15 protein-coding genes are annotated in these 16,676 nt (G+C 47.0%); 6 read left to right on the top strand and 9 right to left on the bottom strand.

The features are described 5' to 3' along the window. Positions 1 to 64: 64 nt before the first annotated feature. The 3 genes from N7386_RS19040 to N7386_RS19030 form a co-directional block, all read right to left on the bottom strand. Positions 65 to 394, bottom strand: coding sequence for a c-type cytochrome (locus N7386_RS19040; RefSeq protein WP_011718452.1), 330 nt, complete (start codon positions 392 to 394; stop codon positions 65 to 67). A gap of 593 nt (positions 395 to 987) precedes the next feature. Continuing rightward, the gene (locus N7386_RS19035; protein WP_279770374.1) at positions 988 to 2,526 is read right to left on the bottom strand and encodes a tetratricopeptide repeat protein; all 1,539 of its coding nucleotides are present in this window, start codon (positions 2,524 to 2,526) and stop codon (positions 988 to 990) included. A gap of 117 nt (positions 2,527 to 2,643) precedes the next feature. Next, complete coding sequence (locus N7386_RS19030; protein ID WP_279770372.1) at positions 2,644 to 3,480, bottom strand: mechanosensitive ion channel family protein; 837 nt, start codon at positions 3,478 to 3,480, stop codon at positions 2,644 to 2,646. Positions 3,481 to 3,648: 168 nt separating this feature from the next. Here N7386_RS19030 and N7386_RS19025 point away from each other — a divergent pair, with 168 nt between their 5' ends. Together N7386_RS19025 and N7386_RS19020 are read left to right on the top strand one after the other, a co-directional pair. Continuing rightward, on the top strand, positions 3,649 to 4,128 hold the full coding sequence (locus tag N7386_RS19025; protein WP_279770371.1) for a hypothetical protein: 480 nt from the start codon (positions 3,649 to 3,651) through the stop codon (positions 4,126 to 4,128). Positions 4,129 to 4,555: 427 nt separating this feature from the next. Further along, on the top strand, positions 4,556 to 5,731 hold the full coding sequence (locus N7386_RS19020) for a type III PLP-dependent enzyme (RefSeq protein ID WP_011624238.1): 1,176 nt from the start codon (positions 4,556 to 4,558) through the stop codon (positions 5,729 to 5,731). A 59-nt stretch (positions 5,732 to 5,790) separates the two neighbouring features. On the opposite strand, the gene N7386_RS19015 is transcribed toward N7386_RS19020, so the two are convergent. Then, positions 5,791 to 6,003, bottom strand: a complete 213-nt coding sequence (locus N7386_RS19015; protein WP_011624237.1) for a YdcH family protein — start codon at positions 6,001 to 6,003, stop codon at positions 5,791 to 5,793. Between the two features lie 412 nt (positions 6,004 to 6,415). On the opposite strand from N7386_RS19015, the gene udp reads away from it, so the two are divergent. Continuing rightward, the gene (gene udp, locus N7386_RS19010; RefSeq protein ID WP_011624236.1) at positions 6,416 to 7,174 is read left to right on the top strand and encodes a uridine phosphorylase; all 759 of its coding nucleotides are present in this window, start codon (positions 6,416 to 6,418) and stop codon (positions 7,172 to 7,174) included. 111 nt (positions 7,175 to 7,285) lie between these two features. Here the strand turns inward: udp and N7386_RS19005 are convergent, their stop codons facing one another. Beyond that, complete coding sequence (locus N7386_RS19005; protein WP_011624976.1) at positions 7,286 to 8,038, bottom strand: outer membrane protein OmpK; 753 nt, start codon at positions 8,036 to 8,038, stop codon at positions 7,286 to 7,288. A gap of 486 nt (positions 8,039 to 8,524) precedes the next feature. Between N7386_RS19005 and N7386_RS19000 the strand changes: the two genes are divergently transcribed. From N7386_RS19000 to N7386_RS18990, 3 genes are read left to right on the top strand one after another with little or no spacing between them, the layout of a single operon-like run. Further along, complete coding sequence (locus N7386_RS19000) at positions 8,525 to 8,995, top strand: NfeD family protein (RefSeq protein WP_011718445.1); 471 nt, start codon at positions 8,525 to 8,527, stop codon at positions 8,993 to 8,995. An 11-nt stretch (positions 8,996 to 9,006) separates the two neighbouring features. Then, positions 9,007 to 9,942: a slipin family protein gene (locus N7386_RS18995; protein WP_279770366.1), complete on the top strand. Its 936-nt coding sequence runs from the start codon at positions 9,007 to 9,009 to the stop codon at positions 9,940 to 9,942. After that, entirely contained in the window at positions 9,942 to 10,874 is a 933-nt protein-coding gene (locus tag N7386_RS18990) for a paraslipin (protein WP_279770364.1), read from the top strand. Before N7386_RS18995 ends, N7386_RS18990 begins: the two co-directional genes overlap by 1 nt. A gap of 218 nt (positions 10,875 to 11,092) precedes the next feature. On the opposite strand, the gene N7386_RS18985 is transcribed toward N7386_RS18990, so the two are convergent. The 4 genes from N7386_RS18985 to priA form a co-directional block, all read right to left on the bottom strand. Beyond that, on the bottom strand, positions 11,093 to 11,317 hold the full coding sequence (locus N7386_RS18985; protein WP_023266915.1) for a hypothetical protein: 225 nt from the start codon (positions 11,315 to 11,317) through the stop codon (positions 11,093 to 11,095). A gap of 568 nt (positions 11,318 to 11,885) precedes the next feature. Further along, a complete protein-coding gene (locus tag N7386_RS18980) occupies positions 11,886 to 12,587 on the bottom strand; it encodes an SPOR domain-containing protein (protein WP_278890685.1) in 702 nt (233 codons plus the stop codon). 3 nt (positions 12,588 to 12,590) lie between these two features. Next, on the bottom strand, positions 12,591 to 14,336 hold the full coding sequence (gene argS / locus N7386_RS18975; RefSeq protein ID WP_278890686.1) for an arginine--tRNA ligase: 1,746 nt from the start codon (positions 14,334 to 14,336) through the stop codon (positions 12,591 to 12,593). A gap of 111 nt (positions 14,337 to 14,447) precedes the next feature. Continuing rightward, the gene (gene priA, locus N7386_RS18970; protein WP_279771072.1) at positions 14,448 to 16,661 is read right to left on the bottom strand and encodes a primosomal protein N'; all 2,214 of its coding nucleotides are present in this window, start codon (positions 16,659 to 16,661) and stop codon (positions 14,448 to 14,450) included. Between the last annotated feature and the right edge of the window lie 15 nt (positions 16,662 to 16,676).

Raw genomic sequence — 16,676 nt, 5'->3', positions numbered from 1 at the left:
TTTCAATGGGTTAACTTACAGTTGCAGGCCTGCGGTTATCCCTTTGATTTAGGCTCGGCAGCAATTAACCGCAGGTTTGCGGTTGCTCCGAGTCGGCGGCATGGTCATACAGAAATTGCTGTATATCTTTGAGATCTTGCTCGGTGAGGCCATTGAATACCTCAGGCTTGAGTTTGTGTTTATCTTTGTCGAAGAATCGGTCCCATTGGCTCATGGTTTTGCTCATTGGGGTTAGCTCGCCACCTTCACCACCTTGGCTATGGCAGGCTTTACATTCTTTTTTATAGAGGTGCTTTCCTTTTTTAGGATTACCCCCTTCGGCGGCATAGGCTTGAAGGCCTAAGCTACTAATTAGCGCGACGGCGATTGCGATCTTAGTTGAAGTTTTCATCATCTCATCCTTTCTTAATTGTCATTCACATGACTTTGTTGGTGGAATGTGGCTATTGCTTCCACCTTGTGAATAAATTTATCAAAGCTGATGGGATGTTTATTTGAGGTGTATCACTTCCATTAAAAAAATCTAATTGATAAAAATTTCATTGATAAAAATCTAATTGACTGGCGATGGATTGAATTGGGTGGGAATTTACATTTTCAAAAACAACGATTTGTTTTTATTGCTAAATTAGCTTGTTGTATCGCAGCTAGGGATTTTGGTTGGAGAGGACGAAAAAATGATAGTGATCGAGTTAACACTTTGTAAAATTTACGATCTCTAAAGTAGTCAGTCGGAATGATTTTGCTCCATTTTCGCTGTGTGAGGGCGGGGGTTGCTAGGCGTTGATAAGGGCGGCTGATTTCTAATTTTTTTAACACAGCGGCTACGCTAATAATAACTCGCAGTGCTTTATTCACTTTCGCAGCTAAGTAGCGCCAATGTTGGCAACATTGCTGCGGCATTTGACCCAAGCCAAGGCTTAAGCCGTAGTTTTTAATTGCAGGGTTTGGCTAAGCGGCCAAACCCTAGCATTCAGCAGTTTATCCTTATTCGTTGCTCTGTAAGTAAGGTGCTAGCTGGGTTTCAATCCTGTCGATTTCATCTTGGGCATACAACAACTCGGACTCCGTTAAGCGCGGCAGGACTTGTTGTTGATACAAGAGTTGATCGCTATTCATCCCGTATTGACCAAAGTTGCGCAGTAATATGCTCGACCAAATATATGTCTGAACCGGTTTATCAATCGACTCATGGCGGTAGATGTCAACGAGGGCTTGCATGCCATCTTGACTGCCCAAATCGGCGGCTTTGCGGTACCAAGTCTCTGCGGTTTGCAGCGCTTCGCGGCTCGGATGCTCACCCTTGCGGTAGATTTCTGCTTGGTTAAGGTAGTAATAAGTTTGCTGTTCATCGGGGATAGGATGTTGATGCAGAAAGTTATTACACTGGTTCTGGGCTTCGCGGATCTCTAAGGTGCCCAAGCGCTTACTGAGCTTCTCAAATGCGTCTTGATAGTCACTGTTATGGCTCATGGCCGCCAGTTGGTAATACATTAAGGCTTTAATCGGTTGGCGCGAGACGCCTAAGCCTTCCTCGTAGATTTTACCTAGACCGAATAGGGCTTCTTCTTGCCACTGGGATGCCAGAGTCTCGAATTCTGTTCTTGCCTGCTGGTAGTCATTATCCGTTTGTGGGTCGAGTAGCTTAAGCTGTGCCAGCGCTAATTTGGCAAAGACATTGTCAGTGGCGCAGGATTTTTCTAACCAGTGGCGGGCTTTGCCGTAGTCGACGGCAAAATCTTCACCATAGAGGAAACGTTTGCCTAGGTAATACTGGCGATAATCATTTTCTGCGGCATATTCGCTGAGTAGGGCTTCGGCACGGACGAGATCCTTAGGGCCACCTTGGCCTGCGGCCAGCATATGGCCTAAGTTATCTTTTGCGAGTTCATCACCGGCGGCGACGGCTTTCTCAAAGTATTCCCGCGCTTTGCTATAGTCTGGCGTGACACGTTCATCGTGCCAATACAGCGTACCTAAGTGGTAATAGGCATCTTGGTTTCCTTGGGCGGCTGCCTTTTCGAACCAGTAAATGGCTTGGCTTGCATCGGGATCGAGAAAGGGTTGTCTGAGATACAAATAGGCGAGCTCATATTGAAACTCGACTTGCCCCGCTTCAGCACTGGCTTTGAGTTGTTTGACCTGTTCGTGCAATTGCTCGGGTGTTTGCGCCTCAGAGGCGACCAAGCTCGGCAGGGTGATCATGGGTAAAAATTGCGGATCGATCTCGGCGGCTTTTCGATACCAATATTCAGATGCCTTGGGATCGGCGGGGACTTGCTGGAATCGACCCGAATACAACTCGGCCATAGCAATGGCGGCCACGGCAAAGCCTTTATCAACGGCCTGCTGAATATAGTCTAGGCCTGAGTTGACTTCGCCCTGATTGATTAATGTGAGTCCGTGATTGAGTAGCGCCGAGGGTTCACCTGCGGCAAGCGCTTCGGCTTGTATTTTCTTTTTTTGGTATTTGGCAAAAAAAATAAACAGAACGACAAAGGCTATAATGATAAGTATCAACGACATAGTATTCCATCACTATCGATATTTGGGCTGCACAGTAAACGCGTATCCCGCAAAAAATGCAAGTTAACTGTGCCAGATGAGGCGAATGTTTGAAGTCATTCGCCTCGATGGAGGTGCTTACTTTTCTTGCAAATGAATTTCTCGCACTGGGCAAGCCATTTCGATACCAGACTGTTTGAGGGCGTTATAAATGGCCATATTTATCTTGTATTTATGCTGAAAGTAACTTTGTGTCGGTACCCAGTAACGTACACCAATCTCGATGCCGATGGCATTAAAACCATTGATACCAATATTTGGCGTAGTGTCCTGACTGACATTAGGGTTTTGGCTCAGCAGCTCAGTAATTAGGCTTACCGCCGCCTCAGGGTCGTTGTTATAACTCAGGTTAAATTGAGTTTCGACCAGCTTATTACTGAAGGAGTTATGTAAGATCTCACCAACGATGTGCTTGTTGGGAATGCTAATTTGCTCGCCTTCCTCATTGGTTAAAATCGTCATCCCCAAATTAATCCGCGTGACGACACCGCTTTCTCCTTTGATTTCGATGGTATTTCCGACCACAAAAGGACGAGTCACAATAATGGTGACTCCAGCGGCATAGTTCGACAGCATGCCCTGTAGGGCTAAACCCGCGCCGAGGGAGGCGGCACCAATCGCTGCCACCATGGGCGTGACGCTAATGCCTATCTTGCCTAGGGCAATAATACCCACCATGACAATGATCAGGATACGGATCAGATTGCTGACAAAGTTACTCAGGGTGATGTCGATGTGATGCTTTTCGCACTGCTTGGCGACTAAGCGCGAGACTTTGCTGGCGACCCACAGACCCAATAAAAAGACCAGCGCTGCACCGATTAATTGGAAACTATAATTGACTAAAAACTCGGTGATCAGCTGGTAAACGCCTTGGAGTTGCTGCAATTCCTGATCGAGTCCAGGTGTTATCATAATGATATCCTTACAATAAATTTAACCGCCCTAGTATAACGTACAATTGCTTTGAAAGGCGTATTCGCCATGCATTGTGAAGCGTATCATGTAATGGCTCGGATTAAATGAGCCGGTTGTGAGACTCGGGTATGCTATTGCCCGTATCAAAAATGGAGTTAAGTGTTTATGAGAAAGCTGTTGTTGTGCCTGTCCTTCCTTTTCACTCCCATGATGGCCTTGGCGGCGAGTTATGTTGCCGGGGATGCGATCAATCCTATTTCATTGCAGGATCAAAATGAGCAAGCGGTCAGTGTGACTGACGAAACCAAAGTCGTGCTCTTTAGCCGTAGTATGAAAGGCGGCGATATTATTAAAGAAACGCTTACACCACTGGTGGGAGATAAGTTTCCACCGCATTTAGTCTATGTGGCGGATATCAGTGGCATGCCATCGTTGATCGCCAAATTTGTCGCCGTGCCGCAAATGCAGGAGTTGCCCTTTGCCATTGGTTTAGACAGGGAAGGCGAGATCAGCCGCCTGTTACCCGATACTAAAGATATGGCGACGATGATTTTACTGGACCACCGCAATATTCAGGACATCGCCTACTTCGATTCGAGTGAAGCCTTAAGCCAAGCCTTAGCGAAACTAAACGAGTCGCAATAGTCTGTTTTGAAGCCAATGTTGAGGGGGGCTATGTTGAAGGGCTCACCCCTCAACACATTTTATCTCGTTTTAGAGTGGTGATTTTGGGCTCGTGCGGATTGAGCTTGAATCGCTATACGGTCGACGAGTGTTACTCAGTATTTTTCCTCAGATCATCCTCAGTTGCATAAGCTTGAGTTGCCGTCGTAAAAAATTCATTTTTCCTACCTCAAAAACGTCAATATTCTCTGTTGTGCTCTTGTGCATAATTATCTGTTTTGATGGCAGTTTTTTTAGGTTTGCCACCGCTTAAAATTTCACGGAATAAAAAGTTAGTTATTAGGCATAAAAATTCGTTGCGTTAAGTAAAAAAATAGCGTTTACTGCGCACGTTTTTAAGACAGACAACGAATCTTTTACCATTTGACCCAAAGGAGACTCTGGCCCAATGAGCCAATTTCAATCTATTGATGTTGCTGACTATTATGATGCTGAAACCTTCAAACGTATTGAAGAGTTTGCCAAAGATAAAGCGACCCCGTTCGTGGTGATTGATACCAGTATCATTGCGAAACAATACGATGACATGGTTAATAGTTTTCCTTATGCCGATGTTTATTATGCAGTTAAGGCAAACCCTGCGGCTGAGATCCTGACGTTACTGAAAAACAAAGGGTCAAACTTCGATATTGCGTCGATTTATGAATTAGATATGGTCACTAACGTGGGCGTAACGCCTGACCGTGTGAGCTATGGCAATACCATCAAAAAGCGTCAAGATGTGCGTGCGTTTTATGAGCGTGGAGTGCGTATGTATGCATCGGATTCTGAGGCCGACTTACGTATGATCGCCGAAGAAGCGCCAGGTTCACGCATCTATGTGCGCATCCTGACCGAAGGCACAGACACCGCCGATTGGCCACTGTCTCGTAAGTTTGGTTGCCAAAATGAGATGGCTTATGAGCTGTTAGTTCTGGCGAAGGAATTAGGCTTAGAGCCCTTTGGTATTTCATTCCACGTGGGGTCACAGCAACGTGATATAGGTGCTTGGGATTCGGCGATTGGTAAAGTGAAGAGCATCTTCGATCGTCTGCGTGATGAGCACAATATCGTTCTGAAGATGATCAACATGGGTGGTGGCTTCCCAGCTAACTATATCGACAAAACCAACCAACTCGGTGTGTATGCTGAGCAAATCACCCACTTCCTGAAGGAAGATTTTGGTGATGATTTGCCACAGATCATTCTGGAGCCAGGTCGCTCGCTGATCTCTAACGCTGGGGTATTGGTGTCTGAGGTGGTGCTGATCAGTAAGAAATCCTACACCGCATTAGAGCGTTGGGTATTTACCGATGTGGGTAAGTTCTCTGGTTTAATCGAAACCATGGATGAGGCGATTAAATTCCCAATCTTCACCCACAAACAAGGTGAGTTGGACAAATGTGTTATCGCCGGCCCGACCTGCGATAGCGCCGACATCATGTACGAACACTACAGCTATGGTCTGCCGAATGACCTAGCAATTGGAGACCGTATGTACTGGTTAACCGCTGGTGCTTACACCACGACTTATTCCGCGGTGTGCTTTAACGGTTTCCCACCTCTGAAGGATTACTACCTGTAATCTTAGCCGCAAGGCAACAAAAAGGGCGCTTAGGCGCCCTTCGTTTTTGGCGTCACCACTTAATTGTGGGATTTGAGAATTTGATAGATCTCTTCTTTTAAATGCAGTTTTTTGCTTTTGAGTTCTTTCACTGTGGGATTGAAATCACTGCCAACGCGTTTTTCCAGTTGCTTGATTTCTTCATCTAATTGATTGTGCTCGTTGAATTTACGTTGGAAATGAGCATCTTGAGTCTTTAAGGTGGTAATGAGATCTCGATATTCTGGAAACATTGGCGTTCTCCTTGTCGTCTTTTATCGTGCTTTGGTCTCGTCTTAACCCTAACCCTAGCCACGATGATGAAACGTGATATAGATCAATATTTGTCCTCCTACAGATTAATACTAAAGGGTGATTTCAGCAAACTAGCTATAAATCAACAACCTATATCTTTTATATTGCCCAGTGTGGCGAGCGAGTCAGTTCTGGCTCACACTTAATTCCACCTGATTGACGAGTGCCCACAGAAACATCACAGATTTGCTATCTTTGTGATCAAGCTGTAATAGATTTGGTAATTACATTACGAATGAACAATTCTTCTTGCCGATAATTCTGTGATCAAGTTAACCTTCACCGCTTCGATACTAGGTTAAAGTCGATTCAATAAGAATTTTATTATCAAAAATGAAAGGGGTTTTCACGATGGCTGATGTATTTCACTTAGGTTTGACCAAAGCGATGCTCGATGGTGCCACTTTGGCGATTGTGCCCGGCGATCCAGAGCGTGTAAAACGTATTGCCGAGTTAATGGATAATGCCACATTCCTTGCAAGCCACCGCGAGTACACCAGCTACTTAGCGTACGCTGACGGTAAGCCAGTGGTGATTTGTTCTACCGGTATCGGTGGTCCATCAACGTCGATTGCAGTTGAAGAGTTAGCGCAATTAGGCGTGAATACCTTCCTGCGTGTTGGTACCACAGGTGCGATTCAACCCCATGTAAATGTGGGTGATGTGATTGTGACTCAAGCGTCAGTGCGTTTAGATGGCGCGAGCTTACACTTTGCACCTATGGAGTTCCCAGCGGTTGCTAACTTCGAATGTACCACCGCTATGGTTGCTGCGTGCCGTGATGCGGGCGTAGAGCCTCATATCGGCGTTACCGCATCTTCTGATACCTTCTACCCAGGCCAAGAGCGCTATGACACTGTGACTGGCCGTGTGACCCGTCGTTTCGCTGGCTCAATGAAAGAGTGGCAGGATATGGGCGTGCTGAACTATGAAATGGAATCAGCGACCCTATTCACTATGTGTGCGACTCAAGGTTGGCGTGCGGCGTGTGTGGCTGGCGTTATCGTAAACCGCACTCAACAGGAAATTCCGAACGAAGCGACAATGAAGCAAACTGAAGTCAGTGCTGTTTCTATCGTCGTAGCTGCCGCTAAGAAGCTACTGGCTTAATTCGCCGACACGCTCCCCTGCAAAGCGAGTGTTGCTTGCGTAATAATAAAAAAGGTGCCCTAGGCACCTTTTTTATTCGCTGTATCCGCTAAGGCGGCTGTATCACTTAGATTAGAAGTGGTACTGAGCAATGACAGAATAAGTGTCTTGGTCGACACCCTTCACGCCGTATTTGTTGGTCCACAGATCGTACTCGATACCCACAAGCAGTTTATTTGCCTTGTGGTCACCAAATAGGCTCTTACCTAAATCGTATTTTAGCTGAGGGTTGAAGTGGAAGTTTTCTTCGTAGCCACTGTTATCCGTTGCAAATACCCAATCGATAAAGCCATCGAGCACGATATTGGCCGAACCTACTGGGATATCGATTCTGAAGACTGGGGTGAACTGCCAGCCATCACTGATATTGCCTGAGCTCATCGCATCGCGACGATAAGTGTTGAAGTTAAGGTAGGTAAAGTAAGGTACGGCAACATCGACCCCTAAGCCATAGAGCAAGCTATGCACAGGGCCTTCACCTTCTTCGTAGGTGAGGGCTAATGAAAGATCGGTAATAGGGCCGAACGCAATTTTTTCGCCGAGGATTTTGCTCGCGCTAAAGCGAGGTGAAATCTCTCCGTAGGTGGTGCTATCCATGCCCGTGTGGTCGCCTTTGAAGTAGATAAAATCTTGGAAGGCAAACCAATCACCGTATTTCCATGCACCAGCGGTTTCGAGTGTGACTGTCGCTTGCTTGTCCGAAGGAGCCAAGTCGTAGTCTTCGCCATAAAGGGCGGTTGCACTGAAATCCCACCACTGTACTAAGTCACCAGCAAATGCTTGAGGTGAAAGCATTAATGCTAGACATAGGCATGTCTTTTTCATTGTTATTTCCTGTTGTAGGGGTAGACGCTAAATAAAGTTGTACTCAGTTCCTGCTCCGAGGGCAGAACCTACAAACGGCTAGGGTGGTGCGGCTTGTATGGGACTGGCTGAGGGCAAGGTAAAAAGTGCGGGCAATATATGCAAAAATTTACAATTATTCAAAGTTTTTTATCGAATGTTGTTGTGAAAATCACATAATCAAATTGTGGGTTTTAAGATGTTTAATTTATTGATTTTTAGCGGTTATTTTATTTTAAGATACATTTTTGATGATATTGTGAGCTAACTTTTTGAATTGATTGTGCTTAATTTTAGAACAACTCGGGTCGATATTTTGCCGCGAGTCAATTCATCCCCTCATTTTCCCAAGTTAATTGTCTTGCCGTGCTTTTTAAATCGGCGTATAAATTTGTGACATATTATGTCGCATATCTGTCACTCTGCTGCTATAGTGCTGCACAGGATGCTCTCATTTCAGGGGGGAATATGGAGTTTTCGAATCTGATTTTAGTTTGGTCTATTATCGGGATTATCTTGATGTTAGCCGAGCTGGTGATACCTGGAGGTATTGTCGTGCTACTCGGCGCAGCCTGCTTAGTGGTGGCTGGCGCCTTATGGATTGGCCTGGTGGAAGGTGTGGTTCAAAGCCTGACACTGTGGTTTATTTCCGCCATCGTCTTATTACTCGCCTTTCGGCAAGTCACTCAAAAATTGGTTGGTGGAGATTCCCATGTGGATAACACCGATGAAGAACTTGATATCTACAATCAAATCGCCCGTGTTAAACAAACCATAGGTCCAGGACAAACGACAGGAAGAGTCGAGTTCCAAGGGAGCGAATGGCCCGCATTGGGGGATGGTAGTATCATTGCTGCGGGCACTGAGGTCAGGATTATCTGCCGTGAAAACATTGCCCTAGTGGTTGAGCCTGTTGATCAGGCAACGTCTCAAAACTAAAGGATGAGTCTATGTTTGTGTTTACCTTAGTCATTTTATTTGTCTTGTTTATTCTCTATAAGCTGATGCTGATAGTGCCAATGCGTGAGGTGCATGTCATTGAGCGTTTGGGAAAATTCCGTACTGTGTTACAACCGGGATTCCACTTCCTAATCCCTTTCTTCGATCGCGTCGCATATAAACACGATACCCGTGAGCAAGTGCTCGACGTGCCGCCACAAAGCTGTATCTCAAAGGATAACACCCAGCTTGAAGTGGATGGCTTAGTGTATCTCAAGGTTATGGACGGCAAGTTAGCGAGCTACGGTATTGAGAACTATCGTAAAGCTGCCGTGAATCTGGCGCAGACTACTATGCGTTCTGAAATCGGTAAGCTCACCCTCAGTGAGACCTTTTCCGAGCGTGATCGCTTAAACGAATCCATAGTGCGCGAGATTGATAAGGCGTCTGAGCCTTGGGGGATCAAAGTGTTGCGTTATGAGATCCGCAATATCACACCATCGCGTCATGTGATCCATACCCTTGAAAAACAAATGGAAGCCGAGCGTCGTAAGCGCGCCGAAATCACCTTGGCCAATGCCGAAAAGGCCGCGATGATCAATATGTCAGAGGGTGAACGCCAAGAGGCGATTAACATTTCGGAAGGCCAAAAACAGAAGCGTATCAACGAAGCTAAAGGTACGGGACAAGAGATTGCCATTATCGCTAAGGCAAAGTCAGAAGGCATGGCGATGATTTCCCAAGCTTTAGCGGTCAATGGCGGTAACGATGCGATGAATATGTTGTTAAAAGAGCAGTTTATTGCTCAGGTCGGTAAAATCCTCAACGATGCGCAAGTGTCGGTTGTCCCTGCGGAAATGGCAAAACTCGAAGGTTTCTTCGAAGGAATGGAACAAGTCACCCAAACCGTGGGTGGCCATAATGCAACTAGCAAAGGAGCACGCTAATGCAAATCCCATTGAATACTGATGTCGCGGTAATGGTCATTTGGGGACTGATTTTCGCCATATTTGTGATTAAGCTGTTCCAATCCATCCGCTTAGTTCCGACTAAATCAGCTTATATTGTTGAGCGTTTAGGTAAGTACCACTCGACTCTAGATGCGGGTTTCCACACCTTAATTCCTTTTGTCGATAAAGTGGCTTATATCCATGACTTAAAAGAGGAAACTATCGACGTACCACCACAGGAGTGCTTCTCCAGTGACGAAGTAAATGTGGAAGTTGATGGGGTGATTTATATCTCTGTTATCGACCCTGTGAAGGCTAGCTATGGCATCACAGACTATCGCTATGCAGCAATTCAACTGGCGCAGACCACCACGCGCTCAGTGATCGGCACCTTAGATCTCGATCGCACCTTCGAAGAGAGGGATGTGATTTCCGCTAAGGTAGTGGAAGTGCTCGACCAAGCGGGTGCCATGTGGGGTATTCGCGTGCACCGCTATGAGATTAAGAACATCACGCCACCAGAGACAGTGAAAAACGCCATGGAAATGCAAGTGAATGCCGAGCGTGAGCGTCGTGCATTACTGGCAAAGAGTGAGGGTGATAAGCAGAGTAAGATCAATCGCTCCGAAGGTATTAAAGCGGAAACCGTAAACCGCTCTGAAGGTGAAATGCAGCGCCGTATCAACGAGGCCGAAGGTAAAGCGGAGGAGATTTTAACCCTGTCGCGAGCCACTGCTGAATCGATTGAACGTTTAGCGACTGTGATTGCCGCGCCCGGCGGCCATAACGCACTGCGTATGCAACTCGGTGAGCAGTACTTCAAGCAGCTTGATGGGTTAAGCCAAAAGTCTAGCCGTATTGTGTTGCCCGGTAATATGGTCGATTTCGATTACTGGATGAATAGCATAGGCTTAAAAGAGAAAGCTTAAGACACTAAACCATGCAGTTGCTTAAATATTCATAAGCTTAAGCACCAATAAACCTAAGGCCAAATAGTGATATTTGGCCTTATTTTTTGCGGTTTTGCATAGGAGTGACAAGGATGATTGGTTGAAAATGTTTCGGACGAATGCATCTAATTGACGCGGTACAGGGGGAATTCAATGAAGCCATCCGTTGGCGTTACATTGTATTAAGATTAAGCGCGTTAATAGGCCAAACGTTCAGAGATTTCAGAGTGGGAATGGGTTTCGATAAGCCGCGCGATAGTGTCTTGTTCAAGTACTGCTAAGGCGGAAATTTCGTTGTAAATCTTATCCTGCACATCTAAAGGCATGTGAACATGCTCCATAAACATCCGGATACTTAAGGCGTCACCACTTTTGAACAGTTGGCTAAATTCAGAGGCTTCGATCTCGATTAATGCATTCATAATACTTCACCCTGAGGTTGGTTTTTGGAGAGTAGACAACAGGTTTTGCTGTTTATTAAGAGATACGCCTAAGTTTGATCTAGGTCAATTAAACGCCATATTAATCTTTCTTAATAAACAAATTTACTGTGTAAAAATAGGTGGTTATAAATTCCATAAAATGAAGTTGTGACTTATACCAATCACATTAAATATCTAATCAGTTCAGAGCCTCACAGGCATCTCAATCCAAGGCGCATTGACGCAGAAATGGTTATTCCCTTTTAAGTCAATGTAACACGGGAGTGAGATGCCTGTGAGGCTCCCGAAGGGCGGGGTTGAACGTGCTTTATACTGCGTTTAAGGCTTTCGACAGAGCACCACTATGCCTTCAAGCCTTCGCCTTGTCTAAAGCCCGTTTAACTCCCGCTGAATGAACAGATATTTAATACGATTGGTATTAGCTCAATGTTTAAAACGAGGTGAAAGAGGGTGGTTGGGAGCGGACTTCAGTTGGCAAGAAGATAAAAAAATCGCGGCGCGTAATGGCTCACGCGCCGCGATTCAGAGACTCATTTTCCGAGTAGGATTACTTAGGAATGGCTAAGAGTTGGCAGCCATTGATCCCTGCATTTTGCAAGGTGTGACGCTTACGCTCGGCATCACGTTTGCGCTCATAAGGCCCGAGGATGACTTTGTACCAAGTGCCTGAGGTGCCCTCAATTTGTCTGACCTGCGCTTCTAATCCTTGGAATGCAATCACGGCCTTCATCTGGTTCGCCTGCGACTCCTGACGGAATGAGGCGCACTGCAATTGATATTGCTGTGGAGCACGCGTTGCCACGACATCAGGAATATCCACTTCGACGTGTTTATTCTCAAGCTCGTCCAGATAGGTCCATTCTTCCTTGGGTTTAGGCGGCAAGGCATTCGGATCTTTCTTCGGCACTTCAACTTCAACTACCGGCTGTTCCTCTACCGGAGCGGCGACGGCGACTTCTTGGCGCTCAACCTCTTTCACCTTTGGCGTTAGCGTTGCAGCGGGTTCTCTTGCCTTCACTTCTTTTTCTGTTTTGACTTCAACAGGCGCTTCCTGCTTAGCTGTGTCTTTAATGCTCCACAGAAAATACCCAAAACTGCCTACTGCTACAAAGGCAAACAGGATCAGAGGAATTGGAAGTTTACGGCGAGGAGGGGCCTTTTTAGCCGCAGGCCTTGCGCGTGTCGCGCGGATCGGGCGCGGTTTTGCGCCCGATTGCGGTCTTCTGTTGGCATAGTCACGATTGCTCATGGCTTACATCCGTTCTAGGGTTTCGATACCTAGTAGATTTAGGCCTTTTTGCAGAGTGCTCGCCGTCAGTTGTGACAGCAGTAAACGACTGTTTTTTTGCTCGTCGTTATCGGCTGCAAGCACTGGGCAGGCCTCATAGAAACTAGAGAAAGCCCCTGCTAATTCATAGAGGTAACCGCAGAGCACATGTGGTTGGCCTTTGTCGATAACACGGCTTAGGATTTCACCAAACTGCGCCAGTTTGTTGCCTAGATCTTTCTCTTTTTCGTGGTCGAGTACGATTTTGGCTTGGCTTAAGTCAACACCGGTTGCACGCTTGAAAATGCCAGCGACACGGGTGTAAGCGTATAACAGGTAAGGCGCGGTATTGCCTTCAAAGCTCAGCATTTGCTCGAAGCTGAAGATGTAATCGCTGGTACGGTTTTTCGATAGATCAGCATATTTCACCGCGCTGATCCCAACTACGCGGGCAATCTCTGCAAGTGTCGCTTCATCCATATCTGGATTCTTACTGCGAACTAATTCCAGCGCGCGGCTGTTGGCTTCGTCGAGCAGATCAACTAATTTCACCACGCCACCAGTACGGGTCTTGAACGGACGGCCATCTTCGCCATTCATAGTACCAAAGCCTAAGTGCTCGAGTGACATATCCTCGCGGACAAACTTGGCCAGTTTGGCAAGGCTAAACACTTGCTGGAAGTGAAGTGCTTGGCGTAAATCAACAAAGTACAGCACGCGGTCGGCTTTGAGTACACTTGAGCGGTAACGCATCGCGGCTAAGTCGGTTGTGGCGTACAGGTAACCACCATCGGCTTTTTGAATGATAACTGGCAGTGGTTCGCCTTCTTTTGTGCGGAAGGCCTCTTGGAAGACCACTTTGGCGCCGTTACTTTCAGTCAATAAACCTTGGGCATCTAAATCTTTAACAACTTGCTCTAAATCGGCGTTGTAGGCGCTTTCACCGTGCACGTCGGCGCGGGTTAAACTCACCCCTAAACGCTCGTATACTTCGTGGCAGTGGCTTAGCGAAATATCGTTAAATTCGCGCCACAGTTTGTTGCAGTACTCATCACCGGATTGCAGTGCAACCACGAGCTGACGGGCGCGGGTCGCGAACTCAGCCGATTCGTCGAAACGCAGTTTGGCGGCGCGGTAGAAGGTTTCGAGATCCGATAACTCTAATTGGGCTTGTTCGCCATTGGCCGCACGTAATTCTTCCATGTAAGCCAGCAACATACCAAATTGGGTGCCCCAGTCGCCCACGTGGTTTTGACGGATCACTTTGTGGCCTAAAAACTCGAGGGTGCGCACCACGCTATCGCCGATGATGGTTGAACGCAGGTGACCTACGTGCATCTCTTTGGCGAGGTTGGGTGATGAATAATCCACAACGATAGTTTGTGGTGCGGGTAATTTGATCCCTAAATGCGCATCGCCAATCGCGGCTTGTAATTGGTTAGCCAGTGCGCTGTCATCGATGAAGAAGTTGATAAAACCAGGACCTGCGATTTCAACTTTTGCCACATAGGCGGAGGGGGGAAGGTTGTCGATGATCAGCTGTGCTAATTCACGCGGATTTTTACCCGTTGCCTTGGTTAGCATCATGGCTACGTTGGTTGCCAAGTCGCCATGGCTCTTATCCTTGGTTCGATCTACTTGAATTCGGGCCTCAAAATCCGCAGGTAAAATACCTTGTTGTTTAAAGGATTCGATAGTTTGTTCAAGTAATGATTGGATATGTGATTTCATGGGTTAATTAGCTACTAACTTTAAGAGTGAATACAGGGAATAACCGCGTATTTTAGCCGTTTGTGGTGACTAATTGCTATCTTCCCGATGATTTTTTATCAAATTATTGAATCACAACAGATCCTGCGGATCCCTATCTAGGCTCCAGCGGCAGCGTTTGGCTTCTGGCAGTTGTTCCACAAGCGGATAAATACGCTCAAACTCCTGCTGTAATCTATGTCTGTGTTTGGCTTGAAACATCAACTGGCGGCGGTACTTACCGGCCTTTCGATCGAGTGGTGCGGGCATTGGGCCGATAATCTCAAACTCTTTATCTTGGGGCAGCAAGGATGCAAACGCATTAAGAAAATTGTCAGCATCTAAGGCAGAATGGGCCTCGGCGCGCACCAGTACCATATGCCAAGCGGGTGGCAAGAGCGCCATTTGCCGTTCTTTTAATTGGCTGCGAGCAAACTCACCATAACCGCGGTGGAGTAAATCCCTAAGGATCGGGTTATCACTCTGGTGAGTTTGCAGAAGCACTGTACCGGGTTTATTAGCCCGCCCAGCGCGGCCCGCCACTTGGGTATAGAGTTGGCCGAAGCGCTCTGGCGCCCTAAAGTCGGCGCTAAATAGCGCACCATCGACATCGAGTAAGCCCACTAAGGTGACATCAGGGAAATGGTGCCCTTTGGCCAGCATTTGGGTGCCGACGAGGATCTTATACTCGCCCTTATGAATCGCACTTAAATGGTTTTCTAGCGAACCTTTAAGGCGAGTGGTATCGCGATCGATACGCACCACGGGATATTTTGGAAACTCCAATTGCAGTGCTTCGGCGAGCTGCTCGGTGCCGATACCTTGGCCCATCAACATGGTACTGCCACAATTGTGACATTGCCTTGGGATGGCATATTGATTACCACAGTGGTGGCAGCGAATTTCCCCAAGGGATTGATGCACGGTAAAAAACGCATCGCAGCGGTCGCATTCGTGTAAGTGGCCACATTCATGGCAGAGCAGTGCTGGTGCAAACCCGCGGCGGTTTAAAAATAGTAATACCTGATTGCCGGCCTCTAAATGGCTGCGGATCTCGTTGATCAGTGGCGCCGACATGCCCGCCTTGAGGGGCAGGTTTTTAATATCGATAATCCCTTGGCGTACTTTTTTAGCATTACCAGCCCGCTCACCGAGTTGCAGATGATGATAACGACCACTGAGCGCATTTTGCAGGCTTTCTAAGGAAGGCGTTGCTGACCCTAAAATCACTGGGATTGATTCTAAATGCCCGCGCATTACCGCTAAGTCGCGGGCATGATAACCAACGCCTTCTTGCTGTTTAAAGCTGCTGTCGTGTTCTTCGTCGAGGATGATTACACCGGGAAATGCCATCGGCGTAAACAATGCGGAGCGAGTACCAATGATGATGGCCGCTTGGCCACAGCGAGCTTGTCGCCAGGCTTCGAGGCGCTGATTGTCGGTTAAACCTGAGTGCAGCACGGCAACATTCACCTTAAATCGGCGTTTAAAGCGATTGATGGTTTGCGGTGTTAAGCCAATCTCAGGTACCAGGATCAGCGCTTGCTTACCCTGCTTAAGGATATGTTCGAGTACGGCTAAATAGACTTCTGTTTTACCCGAACCGGTAATGCCCTCGAGCAGGGTACAGTGATATCCTTGTTGCTGCGTTAATACCGTTACGGCAATAGCTTGTTCTTTATTTAGCCTGTGGGGTGTTTCATCGAGTTCGAGTTGGCTGCGCCAATCGAGATTGAGCTCGGCGAGTTTCTCATGTCTGGCAATCCAGCCCTTATCCTCTAAGGTTTTGAGCGCAGCTTTATTCAGTTCTAAACTGATGACGTCTTCCTGCGTCAGGCTGGTTTGCTGTAAGCGTTCGAGTAAGCGTTTTTGCGCCGGGGCGCGTTTTAATGTCTCAGGCGCAATATTGCTGCCCAGCTCTGTGATTTGCCAGTACTGAATTTTTTGCGGCGCGGCATCAAGCCCTTTACGCAGCGCCACGGGGAGCGCCTGTGTCAGCATTTGCCCTTGGCTGCAAAAGTAATATCTTGCTGCCCAGAGGGTTAATTTATAAAGCGATTCTGGCAATAAGGGCGCGTCATCAATAAACTCTATGACAGATTTGAGTTGCGCAGGGGCTAGTTCACAACTGTCGGTAATCGCGGTAACGAGACCAATAAGTTGTTGGCGTCCAAAGGGGACTTTGACCCGAACGCCAATTTGTGGCTTGGCTTGGGGGCTATCATCGCTTTGCTCGTTTGTCTTTACGCGATAAGTAAAGTTTTGCCGCATAGGCACAGGTAACGCAACTTCAACAAACAGTGACATATGCTGGGCGAGTCT

The organism is Shewanella sp. GD04112 (assembly GCF_029835735.1).
Taxonomy (GTDB): Bacteria; Pseudomonadota; Gammaproteobacteria; order Enterobacterales; family Shewanellaceae; genus Shewanella.
Note: the sequence above shows the minus strand (reverse complement) of the source record. Positions and strands in the feature narration are given on the sequence as shown.

Excerpts from the sequence above, each read along its gene's own strand:
- N7386_RS19040 (WP_011718452.1), bottom strand. The coding sequence starts at position 394 with ATGATGAAAACTTCAACTAAGATCGCAATCGCCGTCGCGCTAATTAGT.
- N7386_RS19035 (WP_279770374.1), bottom strand. The coding sequence starts at position 2,526 with ATGTCGTTGATACTTATCATTATAGCCTTTGTCGTTCTGTTTATTTTT.
- N7386_RS19030 (WP_279770372.1), bottom strand. The coding sequence starts at position 3,480 with ATGATAACACCTGGACTCGATCAGGAATTGCAGCAACTCCAAGGCGTT.
- N7386_RS19025 (WP_279770371.1), top strand. The coding sequence starts at position 3,649 with ATGAGAAAGCTGTTGTTGTGCCTGTCCTTCCTTTTCACTCCCATGATG.
- N7386_RS19020 (WP_011624238.1), top strand. The coding sequence starts at position 4,556 with ATGAGCCAATTTCAATCTATTGATGTTGCTGACTATTATGATGCTGAA.
- N7386_RS19015 (WP_011624237.1), bottom strand. The coding sequence starts at position 6,003 with ATGTTTCCAGAATATCGAGATCTCATTACCACCTTAAAGACTCAAGAT.
- udp (WP_011624236.1), top strand. The coding sequence starts at position 6,416 with ATGGCTGATGTATTTCACTTAGGTTTGACCAAAGCGATGCTCGATGGT.
- N7386_RS19005 (WP_011624976.1), bottom strand. The coding sequence starts at position 8,038 with ATGAAAAAGACATGCCTATGTCTAGCATTAATGCTTTCACCTCAAGCA.
- N7386_RS19000 (WP_011718445.1), top strand. The coding sequence starts at position 8,525 with ATGGAGTTTTCGAATCTGATTTTAGTTTGGTCTATTATCGGGATTATC.
- N7386_RS18995 (WP_279770366.1), top strand. The coding sequence starts at position 9,007 with ATGTTTGTGTTTACCTTAGTCATTTTATTTGTCTTGTTTATTCTCTAT.
- N7386_RS18990 (WP_279770364.1), top strand. The coding sequence starts at position 9,942 with ATGCAAATCCCATTGAATACTGATGTCGCGGTAATGGTCATTTGGGGA.
- N7386_RS18985 (WP_023266915.1), bottom strand. The coding sequence starts at position 11,317 with ATGAATGCATTAATCGAGATCGAAGCCTCTGAATTTAGCCAACTGTTC.
- N7386_RS18980 (WP_278890685.1), bottom strand. The coding sequence starts at position 12,587 with ATGAGCAATCGTGACTATGCCAACAGAAGACCGCAATCGGGCGCAAAA.
- argS (WP_278890686.1), bottom strand. The coding sequence starts at position 14,336 with ATGAAATCACATATCCAATCATTACTTGAACAAACTATCGAATCCTTT.
- priA (WP_279771072.1), bottom strand. The coding sequence starts at position 16,661 with ATGTCACTGTTTGTTGAAGTTGCGTTACCTGTGCCTATGCGGCAAAAC.